The organism is Methyloprofundus sedimenti (genome assembly GCF_002072955.1).
Lineage (GTDB): Bacteria > Pseudomonadota > Gammaproteobacteria > Methylococcales > Methylomonadaceae > Methyloprofundus > Methyloprofundus sedimenti.
Map to the genome: position 1 here is coordinate 350,199 of NZ_LPUF01000003.1, position 17,967 is coordinate 368,165.

Consider the following 17,967-nt stretch of genomic DNA (forward strand, 5'->3'; position numbering starts at 1 on the left):
AGATATTCAAGAGACCTTCTTCAAGTAACAAGCGAGTAATGCTAATTTCATGAATAATCAAGCTGAAAGTTTCAAACCTTTAATACTTGGCATATCTGGATATCATTATGCCGACCTGCATAAACCTGAAAAATTATCTGAACTCCTTAAGGAATTTGAACATTCATTAAAAACAGTTGATTCAGTGCTGTACACAGAATTCATTAACTACCGGAACAGTCAGGGTAAAGACATGAGCGCGGTACAGATTTCTGAACTACTGATCAGAATGGCACCGCTGGTCGGTTCATTTATTGCTAAATTGTTTAACATTGAAAAAAGCAGAATAAAACAGATCAACAGAATTCAGCATGAATTTGACCACATATTTGTATATCGCAATGAAATTATCAGTAAACTAAATAAGCATTTTAAACTGGAAAGCATCACCAGCTGGGATATCCAGAAATTACAATTGCAGCTTGAAGCACTATTAACAGGTACTGGACGATCCGACTTATTGCTTCAAGATCCGGAAATGGCCATCAGTGAACTGGGCAGCGAATTATGGCAGGTATCAAATGATCGCCCCGAAAATCAGCGTAACGCCGATGGACTCCAATCAAAAGCACTATTGATTAAAAATCAATTAAGTAAAAATCAACAGATTAGGTCTTTATTGACAGAACAGTTGGCAATACCAAATTCTGTCGACTTTATAGAATCTTTATTAAACATAGTCCGGCGCTGGAGTTTTGCTGCACAGCATATCCCGAAGCTACAGGTTCAGGTAGTCGATTGGGTCAGTTTTAAGACACCCACTAAAAAAGATTTTAACAATCTGGTTGAACATGTAATCCATGTAGAGAATCAATATCCGGTTTGGGCTGCACACAAAAACCACCTACGTCGCCGCGATGGTTTTACCTTAACCGATAAACGATTTAATCAACGCCAGGTGCTGTATGAAGTTGATCACTGCATCTACTGTCACGACCGTGACACGGATTCTTGCTCTAAGGGAATGACAAACAAAAAGGACAGTAGCTTCAAGGTTAATCCACTGGGAGTCACAATTACTGGTTGCCCGCTGGAAGAGAAAATTTCAGAAATGCATATTCTCAAACGCCAAGGTGACAATATTGGCGCTCTGGCTATCATCATGCTCGATAACCCAATGTGCCCTGGCACTGGTCACCGAATTTGCAATGACTGTATGAAAGGCTGCATTTATCAGAAAACCGAACCGGTTGACATACCACAAATCGAAACCAATGTATTAACCGATGTGCTGTTTATGCCCTGGGGATTCGAAATATATAGCCTGTTGTCACGCTGGAATCCGTTAAATATTAAACAGCCCCATGCCCTGCCCTATAATGGGAAAAATATACTGGTGGCTGGTATGGGGCCCTCCGGTTATACACTGTCACATTATCTGTTAAATGAAGGTTTCGCAGTGGTGGGTATCGATGGCTTAAAAGTTGAACCACTACCTATAGCCCTGACCGGCGACAACGAAACTGCACCTTTACCAATCCGGGATTTCAATACGCTTTACGATGATCTGGATAAGCGGGTTATGTTAGGTTTTGGCGGTGTTGCTGAATATGGAATTACCGTACGCTGGGATAAAAACTTCCTTAAAGTCATATACCTTAATCTACTGCGCAATCAGGCATTCCGTTGTTACGGTGGTGTCCGGTTTGGTGGTACGCTGACGATTAACGAAGCCTGGGATCTTGGCTTTGATCATATAGCTATCGCCAGCGGTGCCGGAAAGCCAACTGTTATTGACATTAGAAACAATCTAATTCGCGGCATCCGTAAAGCTTCCGATTTTCTAATGGCGCTGCAATTATCGGGGGCAGCCAAGGAATCCTCGCTGGCCAATCTTCAGGTCCGTTTACCTGCGGGTGTCATTGGTGGCGGCTTAACAGCCATTGATACCGCAACAGAGCTTTTAGCATACTACCCCGTCCAGGTCAGCAAAATTTTGCATCGTTATAACAAACTACTGGATGTTTATGGTGAAGAGACAGTGCGCCAGGCTTATGATGAAGAAGAATTACAAATTCTGGATGAGTTTCTGGCACATGGACGGATTATACAAAAAGAGCGTGACCGAGCTAAGCTTGCTAATGAAGCCCCATATTTCTTGCCGTTATTACAGGAGTGGGGAGGTGTCACACTATTCTACCGGAAAGGCATTACAGACTCCCCTGCCTATCGGCAAAATCATGAGGAAATATACCAGGCTTTAGCAGAAGGCATTCAGTTAGCGGAAGGCATGAGCCCAGCCGAAGCCATCGCTGACCAATATGGCCATTTACAAACCATGACCTTTGAACGGTTAGAAAATCGTGATGGTAAATGGCAAAAGCTGACCGACTTACAAATCAACTTACGCAGCTTGTTTATTGCTGCAGGGACTTCACCCAATACTATCTATGAATCAGAACATCCTGACAGTTTTGAAATGGATGGTAAATTCTATCAACGCTATGAACCTGAAGGTAAAACTGATCAGCCTGACTTAGTTGCTCAGCATGATAATTTGATTCCAAAAGTAGGTAAACCAGCACCGTTGACTTCTTATCATCGTAATGGAAAATTTATCTCTTTTTATGGCGACAATCATCCTGTCTATGCAGGTAATGTTGTTAAAGCTATGGCCAGTGCCAAGGATGGCTACCCTTACATAGTCAACTTGTTTAAAAAACACCTCTCAACTCTGGATCCCGCTATGCAAGTCCGGCGTAATAAGAAGCTGCATATAATACAACAGCACCTAGACAATGCCTTTAATGCACAGATTGTAGCAGTAAACCGATTGACACCGACCATTATTGAAGTAGTAGTCCGGGCACCTCTGGCTGCCAGAAAATTTTGTCCTGGACAGTTTTATCGTGTACAAAATTATGAAACCTTTGCCCCGGCTAAAGAGGGAACGATTCTGGCTGCTGAAGGTATAGCATTAACCGGTGCCTCAGTAGACAGGGATAAAGGCCTGATTTCTCTGATTACACTCGAAATGGGGAGTTCAACTCGACTCTGCGCTACCTGGAAAACTGGTGACCCTATTGTAGTTATGGGGGTTACCGGAGCCGCGACAGATATACCTTCTGGGCAAACGGTCTTACTGCTGGGTGGTGGTCTCGGAAACGCTGTACTGTTTTCCATCGGTAAAGCTATGCGTGCAGCCGGCAACCAGGTGATCTATTTTGCTGCTTACCGAAATAGTAGTGATGTGTTTAAAGTGAAAGATATAGAGGCGGCCTCTGACATTGTTATCTGGGCTGTCGATAAGCAGCCTGAAAATGACGCCATTCCACTTACCCGGCCTCAGGATAAAAGTTTTATTGGCAACATAATCGAGGCCATGCTCGCTTATGCCCGTGGAGAATTAGGTGCAACATCGATTCATATTGATGATGCTGATCACCTAATCGTCATCGGATCGGACCGAATGATGGCCGCCGTTAAAGAGGCTCGACATGGAGTACTCGCGCCTTATTTGAAAAAACATCATAAAGCTATTGGTTCCATCAATTCACCCATGCAATGCATGATGAAAGGTGTATGCGCCCAATGCTTGTGCAAACATATTGATCCAGAAACCGGAGAAGAATACTTTGTCTATTCCTGTTACAACCAGGACCAGGAACTTGATCGAGTAGATTTCAACAATCTTCATGACCGTCTGCGGCAAAATTCAGTACAGGAAAAGCTATCCTCCCTGTGGTTACAACACTTGATAGATGATATCGAATAAGTGTCCACCAGAGACATACTTTTCAAATACTCCACACCATATTATTCAATGAAAAAATCTTGTTCAGTCAGATATAATTGAATATACACAAGCTTATCACTTGCACCGTGCTGTATGATATTGTGGATTAAAACAGGATTTGTTACTAGCATCATTCACTGATCAATATGCGATATTGATCAAGAATATTCGTCAGCATAACTATACTTCGTGCGGTCACGGATGCGGAATTTATAGCGAGTTGATTTTAGTTTAGTGGAGAGCAAGGCTTACCTTGTGGCAATAATAGCTTTATTACTATACTTGAAGCCGAAACAAATAGATCGTTACAACATAAACCACAAGGTTGTGCCTCTGTTTAACATTTTAAACTCACTCTATTTTGAAATAAATCACCCCTGCTGACATCTCTTCCAAAATTACACTTCAATTAATACAGTTAACCTTCAAAGATCTAATTTTATGGTAGAACTCAAATTCTCCAAAGCCATGTACCTTAGAATTTGCGTGAAAAATCAGTTCAGAATCTTCAAGAATATCCTGCTCTGTAATGCCTAATGATTTCATTAAAGTTGGATTATTAGCCATTTCTGATAGTGTCAATTTAAAGTTTTTATTTTCGAATACCGTCAATGTTGCTTTAGGGCCGACCACAATACTTTCAATTTTTTTATCCCAGTTTTCCCCTTGAACTTTAAGTAAGTTTGCTAAATTAACAGGGCCTTTAAGTCGAATGTGCTTTCCTTCAAATTGCGTAGCATCATATAAATCGACCCAACAGTCATCGTTTCTGGCATAAACGTTTGAGTTCACGCCAAAAAAAACAACAATAAAAAATATTGTTTTAACGCCATACAATGCTATTTGATTTTTTCTCATCTCTCTTCCCCTTAGTATAGTCTGACAAGCAAAAAAAATGGTTTTATCTTTATAGATTAAATTGTTATATAAACAAGGATCAAACACTTGCGCAATTTCAATTAACCTCGTGTCTTCTTTATCTCACTAAAATCAGGTTTTAGCAAAGCTTTCTTTATATCTCATTGAAAAAAGTTTAACTGTATGTAGCATAAATGTTGTTAAACAAAGGGATGCTAGCCTTTAACCTAAAAACCTCTGTTGACCGCTATAAAACACTATAAGTGACTGAGTATAAAACATAATGATCGTAAATGCTTGTCACCTGTTGGATGACTTTACTCCGCTTCACGGTTTTGTGGATAAATCTGAGGACCAAATACTGCGTTACAGCTCTTTCCGAGGGCTACTGCCATTGCCTGCGAGCAGTATCTTGTCTTTTACACTCAGATTTCCCACAAAATCCGTGCTCAACTGCGGTTTCTAGCTGTAATTAACTGACATTATTTTATGATTTCATGCTTAGACTAACAGAATCCTTTTTTAAAATCCTGCAGAAGTATATAACAAATTGCAGTTCCTGCTCGTGTACATGGCATTAGGGAATCCAAAAAAAGCCCATTATTTTTTTGGTATCTCTCGAAACCATAGGGTTTAATAACACAGCTAACGTGATTGGAAAATACCCTAAAGCCAAGAATTGCTTGCCGAATAATAATTTACCCGACCTGAATATTTGCATTGGCATAACGGACATTTTTAGGATAAGGCGTGGCTAATATATATGCTAAAGTTAAAGGTCCAAGTCGACCAACTATCATAAGAAAAATAACAACTAACTCACCTGATGAACTTAATTCAGCTGTTAAGCCACGAGATAAACCAACTGTACTGAGCGCTGAAACCACTTCAAAAATAATATCAATAAATTCTGCTTTTTCAGTAACAGTCAGTATAAAGACACCTAAAAATATCAAAATCATAGAAATAAATGTCAGGGCTAACGCTTTCATAATTTGCTTAGCGGCAATGGTTCTATACATTAAGATAACTTCATCCCTGCGCCTTAAAAAAGAATACGTCGCTAAAATTAACACGATGAAGGTGCCTACTTTAATCCCCCCGCAGTACTTAATGATCCCCCGCCAATAAACATTAACATAATCATTAGTAGCGTTGTTGAATCGGTCAATTGCTCTATTTGTAAGGTATTGAACCCTGCTGTTCTCGGGCTAACCGCTTGAAGTCAGGCAGAAAGGGCTTGTTGCTGTGTAGACAAAGAACCGAGTGTATTGGGGTTATCTACTTCCAAGACCCAGATAAGAAAAAAACTAAGGACATTTAGAAGTAAAGTCGTCAAAAGAACCATTTTGGTATTAGCGCTTAACTTAGACCATCTTTTTTGTTGACGCATATCCAGTGGCACGACAAAACCTATGCCGCCTATAATCAATAATGCTGTAATAATAAGAATTACAAGTACTGTAGTGGTCTAATAATCCTGTACTAAACGATAGGAGTTTATAATAACCCCTTAATCAAAGATGCAGACCAATGAGTAAACGAAAAAGTTATACAACAGAATTTAAACATGAAGCGGCCAGTCTGGTATTAGATCAGGCATATTCCATAAATGATGCTTGCGAAGCTATGGGCGTTGGTACTACAGCAATGCGCCGTTGGGTCACTCAATTAAAAGAAGAGCGTCATGGTGTTACGCCAAAAGGAAGCCGAGCGATTACTTCTGATCAGCAAAAGATTCAAGATTTGGAAAGTCAGATAAAGAAACTAAAGAGGGAGAAAGAGATTTTAAAAAAGGCTTCAGCTCTCTTAATATCGGACGTGTATCAATTTTAATGCTAATTGATGAGTTAAGAGAGCAATACAAACAATGCGAATTATTGCAAACATTTGAGATGAGTCGTAGTAGTTACAACTACCACCGTAAGCATGCAAACAAGGCAGATCCTGAGCGAGACAGGTTAAAATCCAAGGTTATTGCGTTACATGAAGCGAGCCGCAGTTCAGCGGGGAGTCGTACCCTTTCTGCTCAATTAAAACAGCAAGGTGAATCTGTTGGACGCTTCAAAACACGGAGTTTAATGCAAGAAGCGGAGCTGACAAGTAAACAGCCAGGCGCACATCGTTACAAGGTGGCTGAAAAGCCATCAAACATAGCGGATAACCACTTAAACCGTGAATTTTCTACCGAACTGGCTAATCAAGTTTGGTGTGGTGATGTCACCTATATTTGGTCGGGTACAGGCTGGATATATTTAGCATTGGTGATTGATTTAAATGCGCGCCGTATCGTGGGGTGGGCTTGCTCAACTAGTCCTGACTCAGTATTGACTACACGAGCGTTAAAATTAGCTTATGCGGCTAGAGGAGAGCCCAAGAACTTGATGTTTCATTCTGATCAGGGGTGCCATTACACCAGTAAGGTATTCCAGCAGCAATTGTCGGAATATGAGATCAAGCAAAGCATGAGTCGGCGTGGTAACTGTTGGGATAATGCACCGATGGAGCGTTGTTTTAGAAGCTTTAAATCTGAATGGATGCCTAAGACTTTTTATTCATCTTATGAACAGGCAGAGAAAGATATTATGCAATACATCAAGTATTACAATAGTTTCCGTGTACATAGTTATAACAATTATTTAACCCCAATCCAAGCGGAGAAAGAAGCCGCTTAAAAAACCGATCGTTATGTACGAATTTACTTGACCACTACATACATCATTAGCATAGAGCGATAAATTGTAAGTATCCAGGGCAAAACCAGCATTATTAAAAGCTGAAATAGAATAAAAACAGGCTTCATATAAGGCTTGAAATAAACCCTCTTTCTCTATCCATAACAGAGTTAACAACACAATACCTAACACTTCAAAGAATAGAGAGTAAAGCAATACGTATTTTGCGATTAGTAATGTTTTTTTTAAACTGGTTTGATTAAAAGCCTCCATCGCAACTAATTGTTGTCCAATACCAATTTTAGTACCTAGGCTTATGGCGGCAACTACCGCAAAAGTTATAAATCCAAGCCCACCCGTTTGTATGAGAAAGGCAATGACGACTTGTCCAAACAGGGTAAAATGCATTCCAGTATCTAAAACCACAAGCCCTGTGACTGTTACTGCAGACGTTGCAGTAAATAATGCCTGTTGCAGTATGTGAGGCGATTGGCAGTTTTAGCAGTATAGTTCCTAAACAAATAAGAATTAAAAAACCCAGTGACAAAACTACTGGAGGGCTAAAATTAATCAGCTTATCTCTCTGGCCTACTAGATTTCGATAAAAAGAGATATGGGGATCCCATTTTTTCATAAATGGTTCCTAGAGTCTGGGAGCAATGTTTTGCAGCGTTTTTAGAGAGCCCGCTAAAATTAATGAATCATTCGTTGCTAACACAAAATCCGATTCAATCGTATATAGCAGTTCTTTTTGTCGCCGCAGTAGTAGTACTTTTAGTAAGTCTTTCTCTTCACCTAATAGCTCATTTAACGAAATACCACTAATCTTGCCTACAATTTCAATTTCAATAATATAAAAATTACCTCCTATATGCATGAATTCTTTTATCATTGGGTAATTCAGTGAATGAGCCACTTTTATACCCATTTCCTCTTCAGGGTGAATAATACGTGTCACGCCTAATCTGAACAAGATCGCATGATGAGATTTTGAGGTTGCTTTGGCCCAAATTTCTTTGATGCCCATATTTTTCAAATGCAATACACATAAGATGCTGGCTTCTAAATCACTGCCAATCGCAACGAGCACAGCATCACAAGACTGGATATTCAACTCTTGTAATGCTTGTTCATCCGATGCATCGGTAATTGCCGCATAAGTCAGAGTATCAGCCAGTTTATTGACTAAAATTGGATTAATATCCACACCCATCACTGAATGGCCAAAACTAATTAACTGCATTGATGCAGCCGCGCCAAATGTGCCAAGACCTATTACTGCGAATTGCGCCATATTTATCCCGAAAAATTAATAGCTAAATAAAATAGTTGTAAAACAGTACCTGATTATTTATACACAAGTTATTGTTAAATTTTAAACGTGCTTAAGCACATTTTTGCTTATAACTTAGCCCAGATATAGTTTTTCTAAACTAGGCTCTTCCCGATTTCGCGGGGTGACCACAACATATAGTGTTAAGCATATCCGAATAAACGTCGGCCTTCGACATCAAGCCAAATATGCTGAAATAAACGCCCTATATCATAAATGCCATAGCAACGTCTTTTGATCACCTTAATTTTGTTATTCAGTCCTTCTACAAAACCACTGGTTTCACGGCGAAGAAAATAATTAGTGATTTCATGCTGCCAGTTTTGTAAGGTCACTATAAATGAGCTGAAACAGTCCAACTTCAGATTTCTAACCTGCTCGACCCATGAATTTAGCTCAGCTTCTGCCTGACTTTTACTTAAAGGTCGGTTAAAAATACCCGTCAATGCTTCCCGATAAATATAAATTTGCTTAAGCTCTGGCGCATAATTAAAGAGCTGTATTAATTTAATTTGTTGCTCTTCATTCAAGTCCCAGAGTGATTTTCGGAATAACCACATCACGCCTTTCAGTTGGGCATAATCCTCACTAGAAAGCGTCTTTTTCAGTGTTTTCATCTCTTTTATTCTTGCGTTGTCTGCACAGGCTCGATAGCTTTTGGTCACATGGAATCGATCAACCACAACCTCAACGCCATGAAGTTCCTCATACACTGCATTACTGTAGCCGTCATACATATCAACGCAGGCACGTTGTATTGTTCTTTTAATTTCCACGGGAATGCTTTGTAGAAATATTTTTACTGTTTCCTTTTTGCGATTTGGCAATACGGCCAAAATGCATTTTTCTCCGCCTTCATTGATCCCTGAAATGATAACAACAAAATCTTTATGTCCTTTTTTTAACGCAATCTCATCAAGTCCAAGTAATGGCAGGCTTTTTATTGTCTCCCAATCCACTTCTTGACGAATATAACGATTAATAATGCCTTCAACAGCCGCTTCATTAATGCCACGTTTGGTAACTTCTCATTATCCACGGGAAAATATTAAAAAGTTGCTTTACAATATATTCTATGAACTCGCCTAAACCTGAATTACCAGAGATAAACAAAGAAGATCGCACACCGCTAGTCGATGTGTTATTGGAAATGCTTGCCTGGCAACAAAAGCAGATTGATGAGTTAGCACAAGAGATACTCAAGCTTAAAGGTGAAACCACAAAGCCTAAAATCAAACCGAGTACAATGGATAAGGAGGGTGCCCCAGGAAGTGATGACTCCTCATCAAAAAGGAAAAAAGGCCCAAGGCGCAGTAAAAAAGGCAACCTCAAAATAGATGAAACCCAAATTATTCAGCCGGATGAAATCCCGGAGGGTTTACGCTTTAAAGGGTATCAGGATCGTGTTATTCAGGATATTACCTTTCAAACTCATAACATTCGTTATCGTTTAGCAGAATATATAACGCCAGAGGGTCTTACGATTTTAGGTCAGCTTCCCGAAGACATTCAGGGAGGTAGCTTTGGTAAAAGCCTTATTGCCTTTATTCTCTATCAATACCATCACCAACATGTCACACAGCCATTACTACTGGAACAAATTCGTGATTTAGGCGTCGATATTTCGAGCGGTAAGCTCAGTTATATACTAACAGAAGATCTGGACGATTTTCATGCCGAAAAAGATGAATTACTGAAGACGGGATTATCCGTTTCTAAATATATTCATACAGATGATACTGGCGCACGGCATAAAGGGCAAAATGGCTATTGCACACATATTGGCAATGATTTTTTTGCCTGGTTCAGTAGTACAGAAAGTAAAAGCAGAATCAATTTTTTAAACTGTCTATCACAAGGCAAAACAACGCTTTATACATTGAACACAGGTGCCATTGAATACATGGCACAAAATAAGCTGTCTGTTGTAATCTTGGCGACACTGGAAAATATCAGTGTCTGCATTAACACGGCACCTGACTGGTGCGAATGGCTGGATCAGCAAGGCATCGTTAAACCTCGGCACAGAAAAATAGTCACGGAAGGTGCTTTGATGGGAGGGCTGCTAGACCAAGGCATTTCCTCTGACTTTTCAATTATCAGTGATGATGCAGGGCAGTTTAACGTCTTTGATCATGCCTTGTGCTGGATCCATGCCGAACGAGTAATTAATCGCCTGATTCCTTTAAATGACAGCCATACCAAGGCAGTCGATGACGCACGCGACTAGCTTTGGTCGATTTACCATGACCTGAAAGCTTATAAACTTAATCCTGTTACCGAACAGGCGAGCAGTATCAGGCAGCGCTTTCAAATCCTATGCAGTACCAAAACCTGTTACGAAACGCTTAACCAGGCCCTCGGGCGAATGGGGAAAAATCAACATGAACTCCTCCGTGTACTCGACAAACCCTACCTCCCACTTCATAACAATTTAAGCGAACGGGATATAAGGGATTACGTCAAGAAACGAAAAATCAGCGGGAGTACACGAAGTGATGCAGGGCGGAAAGCCCGTGATACTTTTGCCAGTCTCAAGAAGACCTGCCGAAAGCACGGCATGTCATTTTGGGGTTATTTAAAAAGTCGCTTACTGAAGTTAGAAGGGATTCCTCCGTTATCGGAAGTCATTCGTGCGGCCGCTGCCAGTGGATAATGAGAAGTTACACATAAAGGAGAACGCCATCTCAATCGTCAACCAAGGAAACGAGGGGGCTGTGCGACTAAGCGAGGGATTTCTGATGAGCAAATTTGCATTTTAATTGCTCGTGATCGCTCAAAACAAACCGTAGATTTTGTGACAGGTAATGGCCCAATAAGCAAAATTGTTCTTGATACGCATTTAAAGCCAATACTAGACCAGGATGCCCTCCTTGTGAGTGATGGCAATCCAACTTATGGTGCATTTTGTAAAGCTGAAAAAGTATCTCATGAAATCGTTAACATGAGTCAAGGGCAGCGGGTGACTAAAGGGGCCTATCATATACAAAATGTCAATGCATACCACCACCGTTTTAAATCATGGCTAGACCGCTTTCATGGTGTAGCCACCAAGTATTTACCTAATTATTTGGCTTGGTGCAGAATTATGGATCGGAACCACAATCTAACCCCTGAGCAATTGTTACATTCTGCTCTGGGTGATTTTCAATACTTAACGGTGACATAGCCTTAAATTATACAATGCTATACAGGTTGAAATAAACCATTCTAATGGTTAATTTCAACCACTGTTTGGTGTTACCATTTAATTTTTTTCAACCTTAATGGCGTTATCTATTTGATTTTATAATTAAAAATTAGATAAAAAAGAATTGGCATGATAATGGCTTTAATTGACCATATACTTCATAAATCCTATGGAGATCATATTCATCTTTAAGTGGAGCATCATCATGTTATTAGAAATTATTCTTAGCTCATTTTTTGTAGTAGCCATTGCCGGCGCTTATGTATTTATAAAAAGTATCACGGATATAGAGGAAAGCAGGGGCAATTAATTCAAACGTCAAAGAGTAACATCAGCTGAGAACTCATAATCTCAAAAAAATAACACAAGCGATATTTAGAAGAGTCATCCGTTCAAAATTAATAAAAATGAAATTAAATCCGGTGAAATAGGTTGAAACAGAAGGAATAGATGTAAAAAATCAACATACAGAGGTAACTGCGAAGAAAAGAGGCAACATTAAACATTTTTAATTTAGGTATTTCCTTAAGTTACCTATTCTCGGACAGCCTCCTAGTATATGGTCCAGGTGCAACACCTGTATATCCTCATCTGACATAGGCATTGGCTGCTAATATAGCGTTGAACGATTAAGACCCAACAGCTCACAGGGGGCTGTTGGGTGACTGGCTGCTCTACATTGATAATTTTGGCAAGAATTAGGCCTAGCCCTAATACCATTTTTTTTTGCTTTTGAATTCGCAATACAAAGCAGAGCAACTATGACCCTGATTTTCTTCGCACTGGAATGAAGATCTCTATTCGATAAACACAGGCTAGGCCTGCCCTGAAAGTTCAATATCCACGCGCTAAAAACGAAGATATTGACCTTTACCACTTTGCAAGCTTCTATTACTTATTTTTCAATCACTTATGGATTATTAAGAATATAATCCGAAACATAATCTGCAATAGCATCTTCGTCACTCGGTGATAGCTTATTTAGTTTTCCCATACCGCCCAGATCATTTAAAATAGCAGAGAAAATTGAAGAACTATTTTTAGATGCTAAAAAGGCACTAGAATTAATTGCATGGCAAGCTAAACAATTTTTATCATAGAGATTCTGGCCAATTTGTACCGTTGTAACCGGAGTAGGTGTGCTGGTTATGCTATTCAGATAAGCTGCTATCTCTTCTATTTCTTCATCTGTCAAATCCAATTGCCCCATACCACCTAAATTTTGCAACATGGCAGAAAATATGTCTGTAGAACTGATTGATTTTGTACTACTAGAACCACCAATCGTATGACATAATGCGCATGTTTTTTCATACAAGACCTTACCTTTGACTTCAGTATCTGGTATACGAATTAACTCCTCTAAGCCAAACGTATATTCATTATTAACACGACCGCGAAAACCTAATTTTGCCTTATATTTATCAGCACCAAAGATCAAACTAGGTATGTCAATTTGTAATGTTTTCGTAGAAACTTTAGTTTCCGTATCTGCTCCAGGAGCATTAACAACAGAAGTTGCCATAACACCTACATTAAAAAATGTAAGTGCCATTGAAAGTATTAGTGCTTTTAGTTTATTACATATCCCACTTAAATAGCGAACTTCATTGAGTGATTAACAAAGCTTAGAGCATTATCTGTACTGATGCATTTCAACCCTTCGGCATAAGCTTGATATAACGCTTCAACGGTTCGTGGTCTTTGTTTGCGTAAGTACTGTTTAATTTTATTCCATGCTAATTCAATCGGGTTAAGGTCAGGTGAGTAAGGCGGTAGATAAATAAGCTTTGCTCCTGTCTTTTGAATAAGATCCTTAATCTCATCTACTTTATGAACTGAGGCATTATCCATCACAACATAGTCACCTTCAGCGAGTAAGGGGCAAAGAAAATGCTTCAAAAAGTAGAGGAATACAAGTCCTGTCATGGTTCCTTCAAAATTTAAGGCGGTTTTCATACCGGCTGATGTCATTGCCCCGACCATACTTATACGCTGCCCTCTAGCAACCGGCGCTTCATCATAAACACGCTGATCTGACGGTGCTCGCCCATAAAGAGGTGAGAGATTCAGTCCTGCGCCCATTTCATCAAGAAAAATGAGCTTATCGAGCGATATATCGGCGATTTCAGTGCAATAGTCTATTTTTAGCTTTTTAGTTCGGTCACAATATTTAGCTGGATCGTACGGACTTTTTTTTATATCGAATATTCATACGCTTAAGAGCTCTATCCATTGAACTTTTCCCCATGCTAATACCAAAGTGTTCAGCATATCGGTCACAAAGATCATTTAGTGTCAAATCAGGCTTTTTTATTAGCCATTCTTTTATCTCAAGAGCACCCGCTTCATCTACTTTTGGTGCAACATGCCCGCCTACTTTTTTGGCTGCAATCATGCCAGTTTCCTGGTAATGTTGCCATAAGGTATAAACAAAAGAATAAGAAACAGCGAAACGTTTAGCTATATCAGGTTTACTTTGTTTGTCTATCTCAATAGCATTGAGCACTTTTTTTCGAATATCGACTGAGTAAGGGGCTGGCACAAAAATATGATTGATAACGGAGAACTGGGAAAGCTATAGTACATTAAAATTCAGTTCATTAATACGGGAAATGTAATAAGCATTAGTTATTCCTTTTTTTGATTTAATTTATTATTTTGTGAACCTAATGTCCGTCGGGCAAGCAATTGAGAATTCGATAGTTATTTTAAAAAAACGTTGTTTTTCCAGAATCAATAAAAACAATAGGGTTAGAGTCGATAGATTTGCAAATCATATCTGAGTCACCTTCAACGTGGCTTTTAAACTTGTCCGGCTACGCAACATTCGCCAGTCAGAATTTCTGTGCAAGCCAATGGAGAGAGAAACTGTTACCCACCTTTAGAATACGCTACCGGCTGGCCATGCGCATCGGGGGAACCCTGATTTTTCTATGGGGGATTTCCCTATGCGTCAAAACTAAAAGAGAAAAGCGGAGGGGCAACCCATGCCGCCGTTGTCAACCCATTGGGTGGCGCGGTGGGCCAGCTGCGAGGCAGAATCTAAATTCAGCTTGCTTTTAATGTGCTCACGGTGGGATTCAATAGTCTTAATGCTCAGGGATAAGTATTCTGCGATTTGGCGAGTAGCGCGGCCTTCACCGATCAGTCTAAACACTTGCAGTTCGCGGTTAGTGAAGTTAACCAGAGGCGAGTTGGGGGTGAGATTTTGCCGCTCCAGGTATTTTATAGCGAGTTTACCCTGAAACTGATCGCTCATATAGATTTTACCGGTCAACACACAACGGATAGCAATCAACAACGTATCATCGAGCTGCTGTTTGGTGACATAGCCAGCAGCGCCAGCTCGCAGGGAACGCTCGGCATACATTGATTCATCGTGCATCGTCAGCACCAACAACGGGATTAACGGATGACGAATCTTGATGTCCTTTACCAGATCCAGGCCGTCTCTATTCCCGAGTTCAAGATCGACAATAACCAGGTGGGGTTGATGTGCCTGTATGGCTTCAAGCGCAGCTGGATAGGTTGCGGCCTCCCCACAGACGATAAGATCAGACTCGAAATCGATCAACGCGGTGAGCCCACGGCGCAGCACGGGGTGATCATCGACGATAAGAACCGTCCTTTTGGCCTGATCGCCGGGTTCGAGTGTTTCAGTTAGCGCAAAAGCACAGATAACTGCCATGCCAGATCGCCTGTGCTGTCGCACACTCAAGCGGCCACCGATCAGTCGCGCCCGATAAGACATGATGTGCAGCCCAATCCCATTTGAATCGCCTGAATTCTCGGACATACCCAGGCCATTGTCCAGGATACTCAGTTTACCTTCCTTCCCCTTTACGCATAGACTGATTTCAACTCGATCAGCTTGTCCGTGTTTAACTGCGTTGTTCACAGCTTCCTGGGCAATGCGAAACAGGTGTCCTTCGGCCTCGTGATCAAGTCTGGGAAAAGAGTCATCGCAGGTGAGTGTGCAAGTAATGTTAATCCATTGCTGAGCATTGAGTGACAAGGTTTCCAGCATCCTCTGAAGACCGACGATGTTCAGTCCAATCGGACTTAGACCATGAGTCAGGTCGCGGGCCTGACGGATGGTTTCGTTGAGTAGTTGATTGATCTCGGCAGCTGCGACAAACTCGGTGGTGTCGGCATGCGCCGCCAGCTGCCTGGAAAGCGTCGAACTTAGGGCGGCAATACCGGCCAGGCTCTGGCACAAACCGTCGTGCAGCTCTAGGCTCAATCGCTCTTTTTCTCGGTCGGCAATTTCGATGATCTCCCGTTCCAGCCGATTTTGCCGAGTGACGTCCTGAGCTATAGCGTAGTACCGTTGGCTTTCCTGCGCGAACCACCCACTCCATCTTAACCAGCAGTAAGAGCCATTCTGATGACGGTAGCGATTCTTGAAGCAGATCGATTTCTCGCCCTTGATGAGCCGGTCAATTTCAGCCAACGTGGCCTCGCGATCATCAGGATGCACAAAATCAAGGAAGGGCCTGGACACTAACTCCTCCACAGTCCATCCCAAACGGGTTGTCCATATTGGATTTAAGTGCTTGAAGTAGCCATCAAAACCGGCAATGCAGAGCAGATCGAGCGACTGGGTAAAGAAAGGCCGGAGATTGTCATTTTCCTGCTTCGTCTCTATGGACAGAGGTTTCAAGTTGCTGATGCTAAATGTAGCCATTTCTGTCTCCTCATATTAAATTTTATAGTCGACAGATATGTTGACATAGGGACTTACTCGCGGAGAGGAACAATTAGCTCGTCTATGACCGCAGCCTTGCTTGATTCTTTTATATTCATCGTCAATATCGATTTTTATATGCTAATTTTTCTCTGGTTTCACTACTGAGGGAGATAATCAAGTCAAATTCATTTGCTGATTTAAAAATAAAACATGAAAATTTAAGCAGGATACCTAGGTTACGAATTATGAATTCATATTATCAAACAAGAGGGAGGAAGCTATGCTTATTAAAAAATCATTTGTTTGCTTTGCTGTCCACCAGCCCCTGATATAGCAACCTTGCATGTTGCACACTGGCATCAAAGGCATAGGTCTGGGCCTTTTCAACATACGCTGATTTTGATGCTTTCAACTCAGCTTCGTGCTCAATCCAGTAGTCTAATTTACAGACTAGACTTGCACTGTCACCTGCAGAAAATAAAAAGTCATCATTTAAAGCAAACTGCGCTGAAGCACTGTGTTCAGCATCAGAGATTAAGGCTGGCAGGCCACAGCCTATCGCTTCTAAAACAGCCATGCCTTCTAACTCAATTTCTGAAGCATGAATAAATAAATCTGCGGTATTAAACAGGGAAATTAATTTTTCCTGGCTGACGTATTCAAAAAAAGCAGGATTGGGCAAGGTATTACCCAGATCAATTAACTCGGCACGTAATGCTCCTTGTCCGGTAACAACCAGTTGAATTTTTTCTTTAAATTTAGATTGCTTGATCGCCTGCATAACCAGGTCATGGCGCTTTTCCTTTGCCAGTCGGCCAACCATTAAGATAACAAACTTATCTGCAAATTCCGGATCTTTAACACAATGCTTAGGCCGAAACTGTTCGGGTAAACCATTCGATATTATTTCTACCGGAACCTGAATAGAAAATTTCTCCAGCATTTGTCTACCAAAAATACTGGGTGACATAATCAAATCTGCTTTATTATAAAAAACAGTAATAAAAAAACGATATAAAAAGGCATTTAACCATTCGTAGTTCAGGCCTATATTCCACATAAGATTTTCAGGCTGCACATGAAAACCAAAAACCACCGGCTTATTCATTTTACGGGCGATTTTTAAAGCCTGATAGCCTAAAAAGAATGGAAACTGTATATGCACTAAATCAGCATCTTTAATCACGGCTCTTAATACTTTTTTATTTGGCCAGGCAAATAAAAAATCCATTTCCTGCATTTGTTTTTTCGCAAACGGCAGATAAAAATCCGGAAATACAATTTTATTTTCTTCTGCCTCTCCTGTACTCACAATGGTTAAATCATCTGTTTTTTTGAAATAATCAATAAACCGTCGTGTCGAGACAACGCCTCCTGATTTTTCACCATCCACATTGTCTGCTACAAAAACGATTTTCACCATGCTCTCCGGGTATGCATATA

Annotated in this window: 13 protein-coding genes and 2 pseudogenes; 5 read left to right on the forward strand and 10 right to left on the reverse strand. The window is 40.6% G+C overall.

Annotated elements, in window-relative coordinates:
* Positions 1-49: 49 nt before the first annotated feature.
* On the forward strand, positions 50-3,754 hold the full coding sequence (locus AU255_RS16505) for a pyridine nucleotide-disulfide oxidoreductase (RefSeq protein ID WP_080524000.1): 3,705 nt from the start codon (positions 50-52) through the stop codon (positions 3,752-3,754).
* Positions 3,755-4,180: 426 nt separating this feature from the next.
* On the opposite strand, the gene AU255_RS16510 is transcribed toward AU255_RS16505, so the two are convergent.
* Together AU255_RS16510 and AU255_RS16515 are read right to left on the reverse strand one after the other, a co-directional pair.
* Complete coding sequence (locus AU255_RS16510) at positions 4,181-4,633, reverse strand: beta/gamma crystallin domain-containing protein (RefSeq protein WP_080524001.1); 453 nt, start codon at positions 4,631-4,633, stop codon at positions 4,181-4,183.
* A 698-nt stretch (positions 4,634-5,331) separates the two neighbouring features.
* Positions 5,332-5,804: pseudogene (locus AU255_RS16515) on the reverse strand (potassium transporter TrkG).
* A 362-nt stretch (positions 5,805-6,166) separates the two neighbouring features.
* Between AU255_RS16515 and AU255_RS16520 the strand changes: the two are divergent.
* Positions 6,167-7,308, forward strand: a protein-coding gene (locus AU255_RS16520; RefSeq protein WP_143735875.1) for an IS3 family transposase whose coding sequence is annotated in 2 segments (ribosomal slippage) — positions 6,167-6,422 and positions 6,422-7,308 — 1,143 coding nt in all. Because the reading frame shifts where the segments join, the coding sequence is not laid out codon by codon here.
* Here the strand turns inward: AU255_RS16520 and AU255_RS16525 are convergent.
* The 3 genes from AU255_RS16525 to AU255_RS16535 form a co-directional block, all read right to left on the reverse strand.
* Positions 7,273-7,788 (reverse strand): potassium transporter TrkG, encoded by a 516-nt coding sequence (locus tag AU255_RS16525; RefSeq protein WP_080524003.1) that lies wholly within the window; start codon positions 7,786-7,788, stop codon positions 7,273-7,275. The two genes, AU255_RS16520 and AU255_RS16525, sit on opposite strands and share 36 nt — an antisense overlap.
* Positions 7,789-7,951: 163 nt before the next feature.
* Complete coding sequence (locus AU255_RS16530) at positions 7,952-8,602, reverse strand: potassium channel family protein (protein WP_080524004.1); 651 nt, start codon at positions 8,600-8,602, stop codon at positions 7,952-7,954.
* Between the two features lie 182 nt (positions 8,603-8,784).
* Positions 8,785-9,651, reverse strand: coding sequence for an ISL3 family transposase (locus AU255_RS16535; protein ID WP_143736003.1), 867 nt, complete (start codon positions 9,649-9,651; stop codon positions 8,785-8,787).
* A 65-nt stretch (positions 9,652-9,716) separates the two neighbouring features.
* On the opposite strand from AU255_RS16535, the gene AU255_RS16540 reads away from it, so the two are divergent.
* The 3 genes and pseudogenes from AU255_RS16540 to AU255_RS16545 all read left to right on the forward strand — a co-directional run.
* Positions 9,717-10,871 carry a transposase gene (locus tag AU255_RS16540; RefSeq protein ID WP_198942657.1) on the forward strand — a complete coding sequence of 385 codons (1,155 nt, stop codon included), beginning with the start codon at positions 9,717-9,719 and terminating at the stop codon, positions 10,869-10,871.
* A gap of 84 nt (positions 10,872-10,955) precedes the next feature.
* Positions 10,956-11,297, forward strand: coding sequence for an IS66 family transposase (locus AU255_RS20495; RefSeq protein ID WP_269844824.1), 342 nt, complete (start codon positions 10,956-10,958; stop codon positions 11,295-11,297).
* Positions 11,298-11,312: 15 nt separating this feature from the next.
* A pseudogene (locus tag AU255_RS16545) lies at positions 11,313-11,810 on the forward strand (IS1595 family transposase); the annotation flags it as partial.
* Between the two features lie 931 nt (positions 11,811-12,741).
* Here the strand turns inward: AU255_RS16545 and AU255_RS16550 are convergent.
* From AU255_RS16550 to AU255_RS16570, 5 genes are all read right to left on the reverse strand, one after another.
* The gene (locus AU255_RS16550) at positions 12,742-13,386 is read right to left on the reverse strand and encodes a c-type cytochrome (protein WP_080524006.1); all 645 of its coding nucleotides are present in this window, start codon (positions 13,384-13,386) and stop codon (positions 12,742-12,744) included.
* 38 nt (positions 13,387-13,424) lie between these two features.
* Complete coding sequence (locus AU255_RS16555) at positions 13,425-14,042, reverse strand: IS630 family transposase (RefSeq protein WP_332889073.1); 618 nt, start codon at positions 14,040-14,042, stop codon at positions 13,425-13,427.
* Positions 14,005-14,376 carry a helix-turn-helix domain-containing protein gene (locus AU255_RS16560; protein WP_158083035.1) on the reverse strand — a complete coding sequence of 124 codons (372 nt, stop codon included), beginning with the start codon at positions 14,374-14,376 and terminating at the stop codon, positions 14,005-14,007. The genes AU255_RS16555 and AU255_RS16560 overlap by 38 nt, the downstream gene beginning before the upstream one ends.
* Before the next feature lie 417 nt (positions 14,377-14,793).
* Positions 14,794-16,521 carry a response regulator gene (locus AU255_RS16565; protein WP_080524007.1) on the reverse strand — a complete coding sequence of 576 codons (1,728 nt, stop codon included), beginning with the start codon at positions 16,519-16,521 and terminating at the stop codon, positions 14,794-14,796.
* 298 nt (positions 16,522-16,819) lie between these two features.
* Positions 16,820-17,944, reverse strand: coding sequence for a glycosyltransferase (locus AU255_RS16570; RefSeq protein WP_158083158.1), 1,125 nt, complete (start codon positions 17,942-17,944; stop codon positions 16,820-16,822).
* Positions 17,945-17,967 lie beyond the last annotated feature (23 nt).

Bases quoted from the DNA above. Each gene is read 5' to 3' on its own strand.
- AU255_RS16505 (WP_080524000.1), top strand. From the start codon at position 50: ATGAATAATCAAGCTGAAAGTTTCAAACCTTTAATACTTGGCATATCT.
- AU255_RS16510 (WP_080524001.1), bottom strand. From the start codon at position 4,633: ATGAGAAAAAATCAAATAGCATTGTATGGCGTTAAAACAATATTTTTT.
- AU255_RS16530 (WP_080524004.1), bottom strand. From the start codon at position 8,602: ATGGCGCAATTCGCAGTAATAGGTCTTGGCACATTTGGCGCGGCTGCA.
- AU255_RS16540 (WP_198942657.1), top strand. From the start codon at position 9,717: ATGAACTCGCCTAAACCTGAATTACCAGAGATAAACAAAGAAGATCGC.
- AU255_RS16550 (WP_080524006.1), bottom strand. From the start codon at position 13,386: ATGGCACTTACATTTTTTAATGTAGGTGTTATGGCAACTTCTGTTGTT.
- AU255_RS16565 (WP_080524007.1), bottom strand. From the start codon at position 16,521: ATGGCTACATTTAGCATCAGCAACTTGAAACCTCTGTCCATAGAGACG.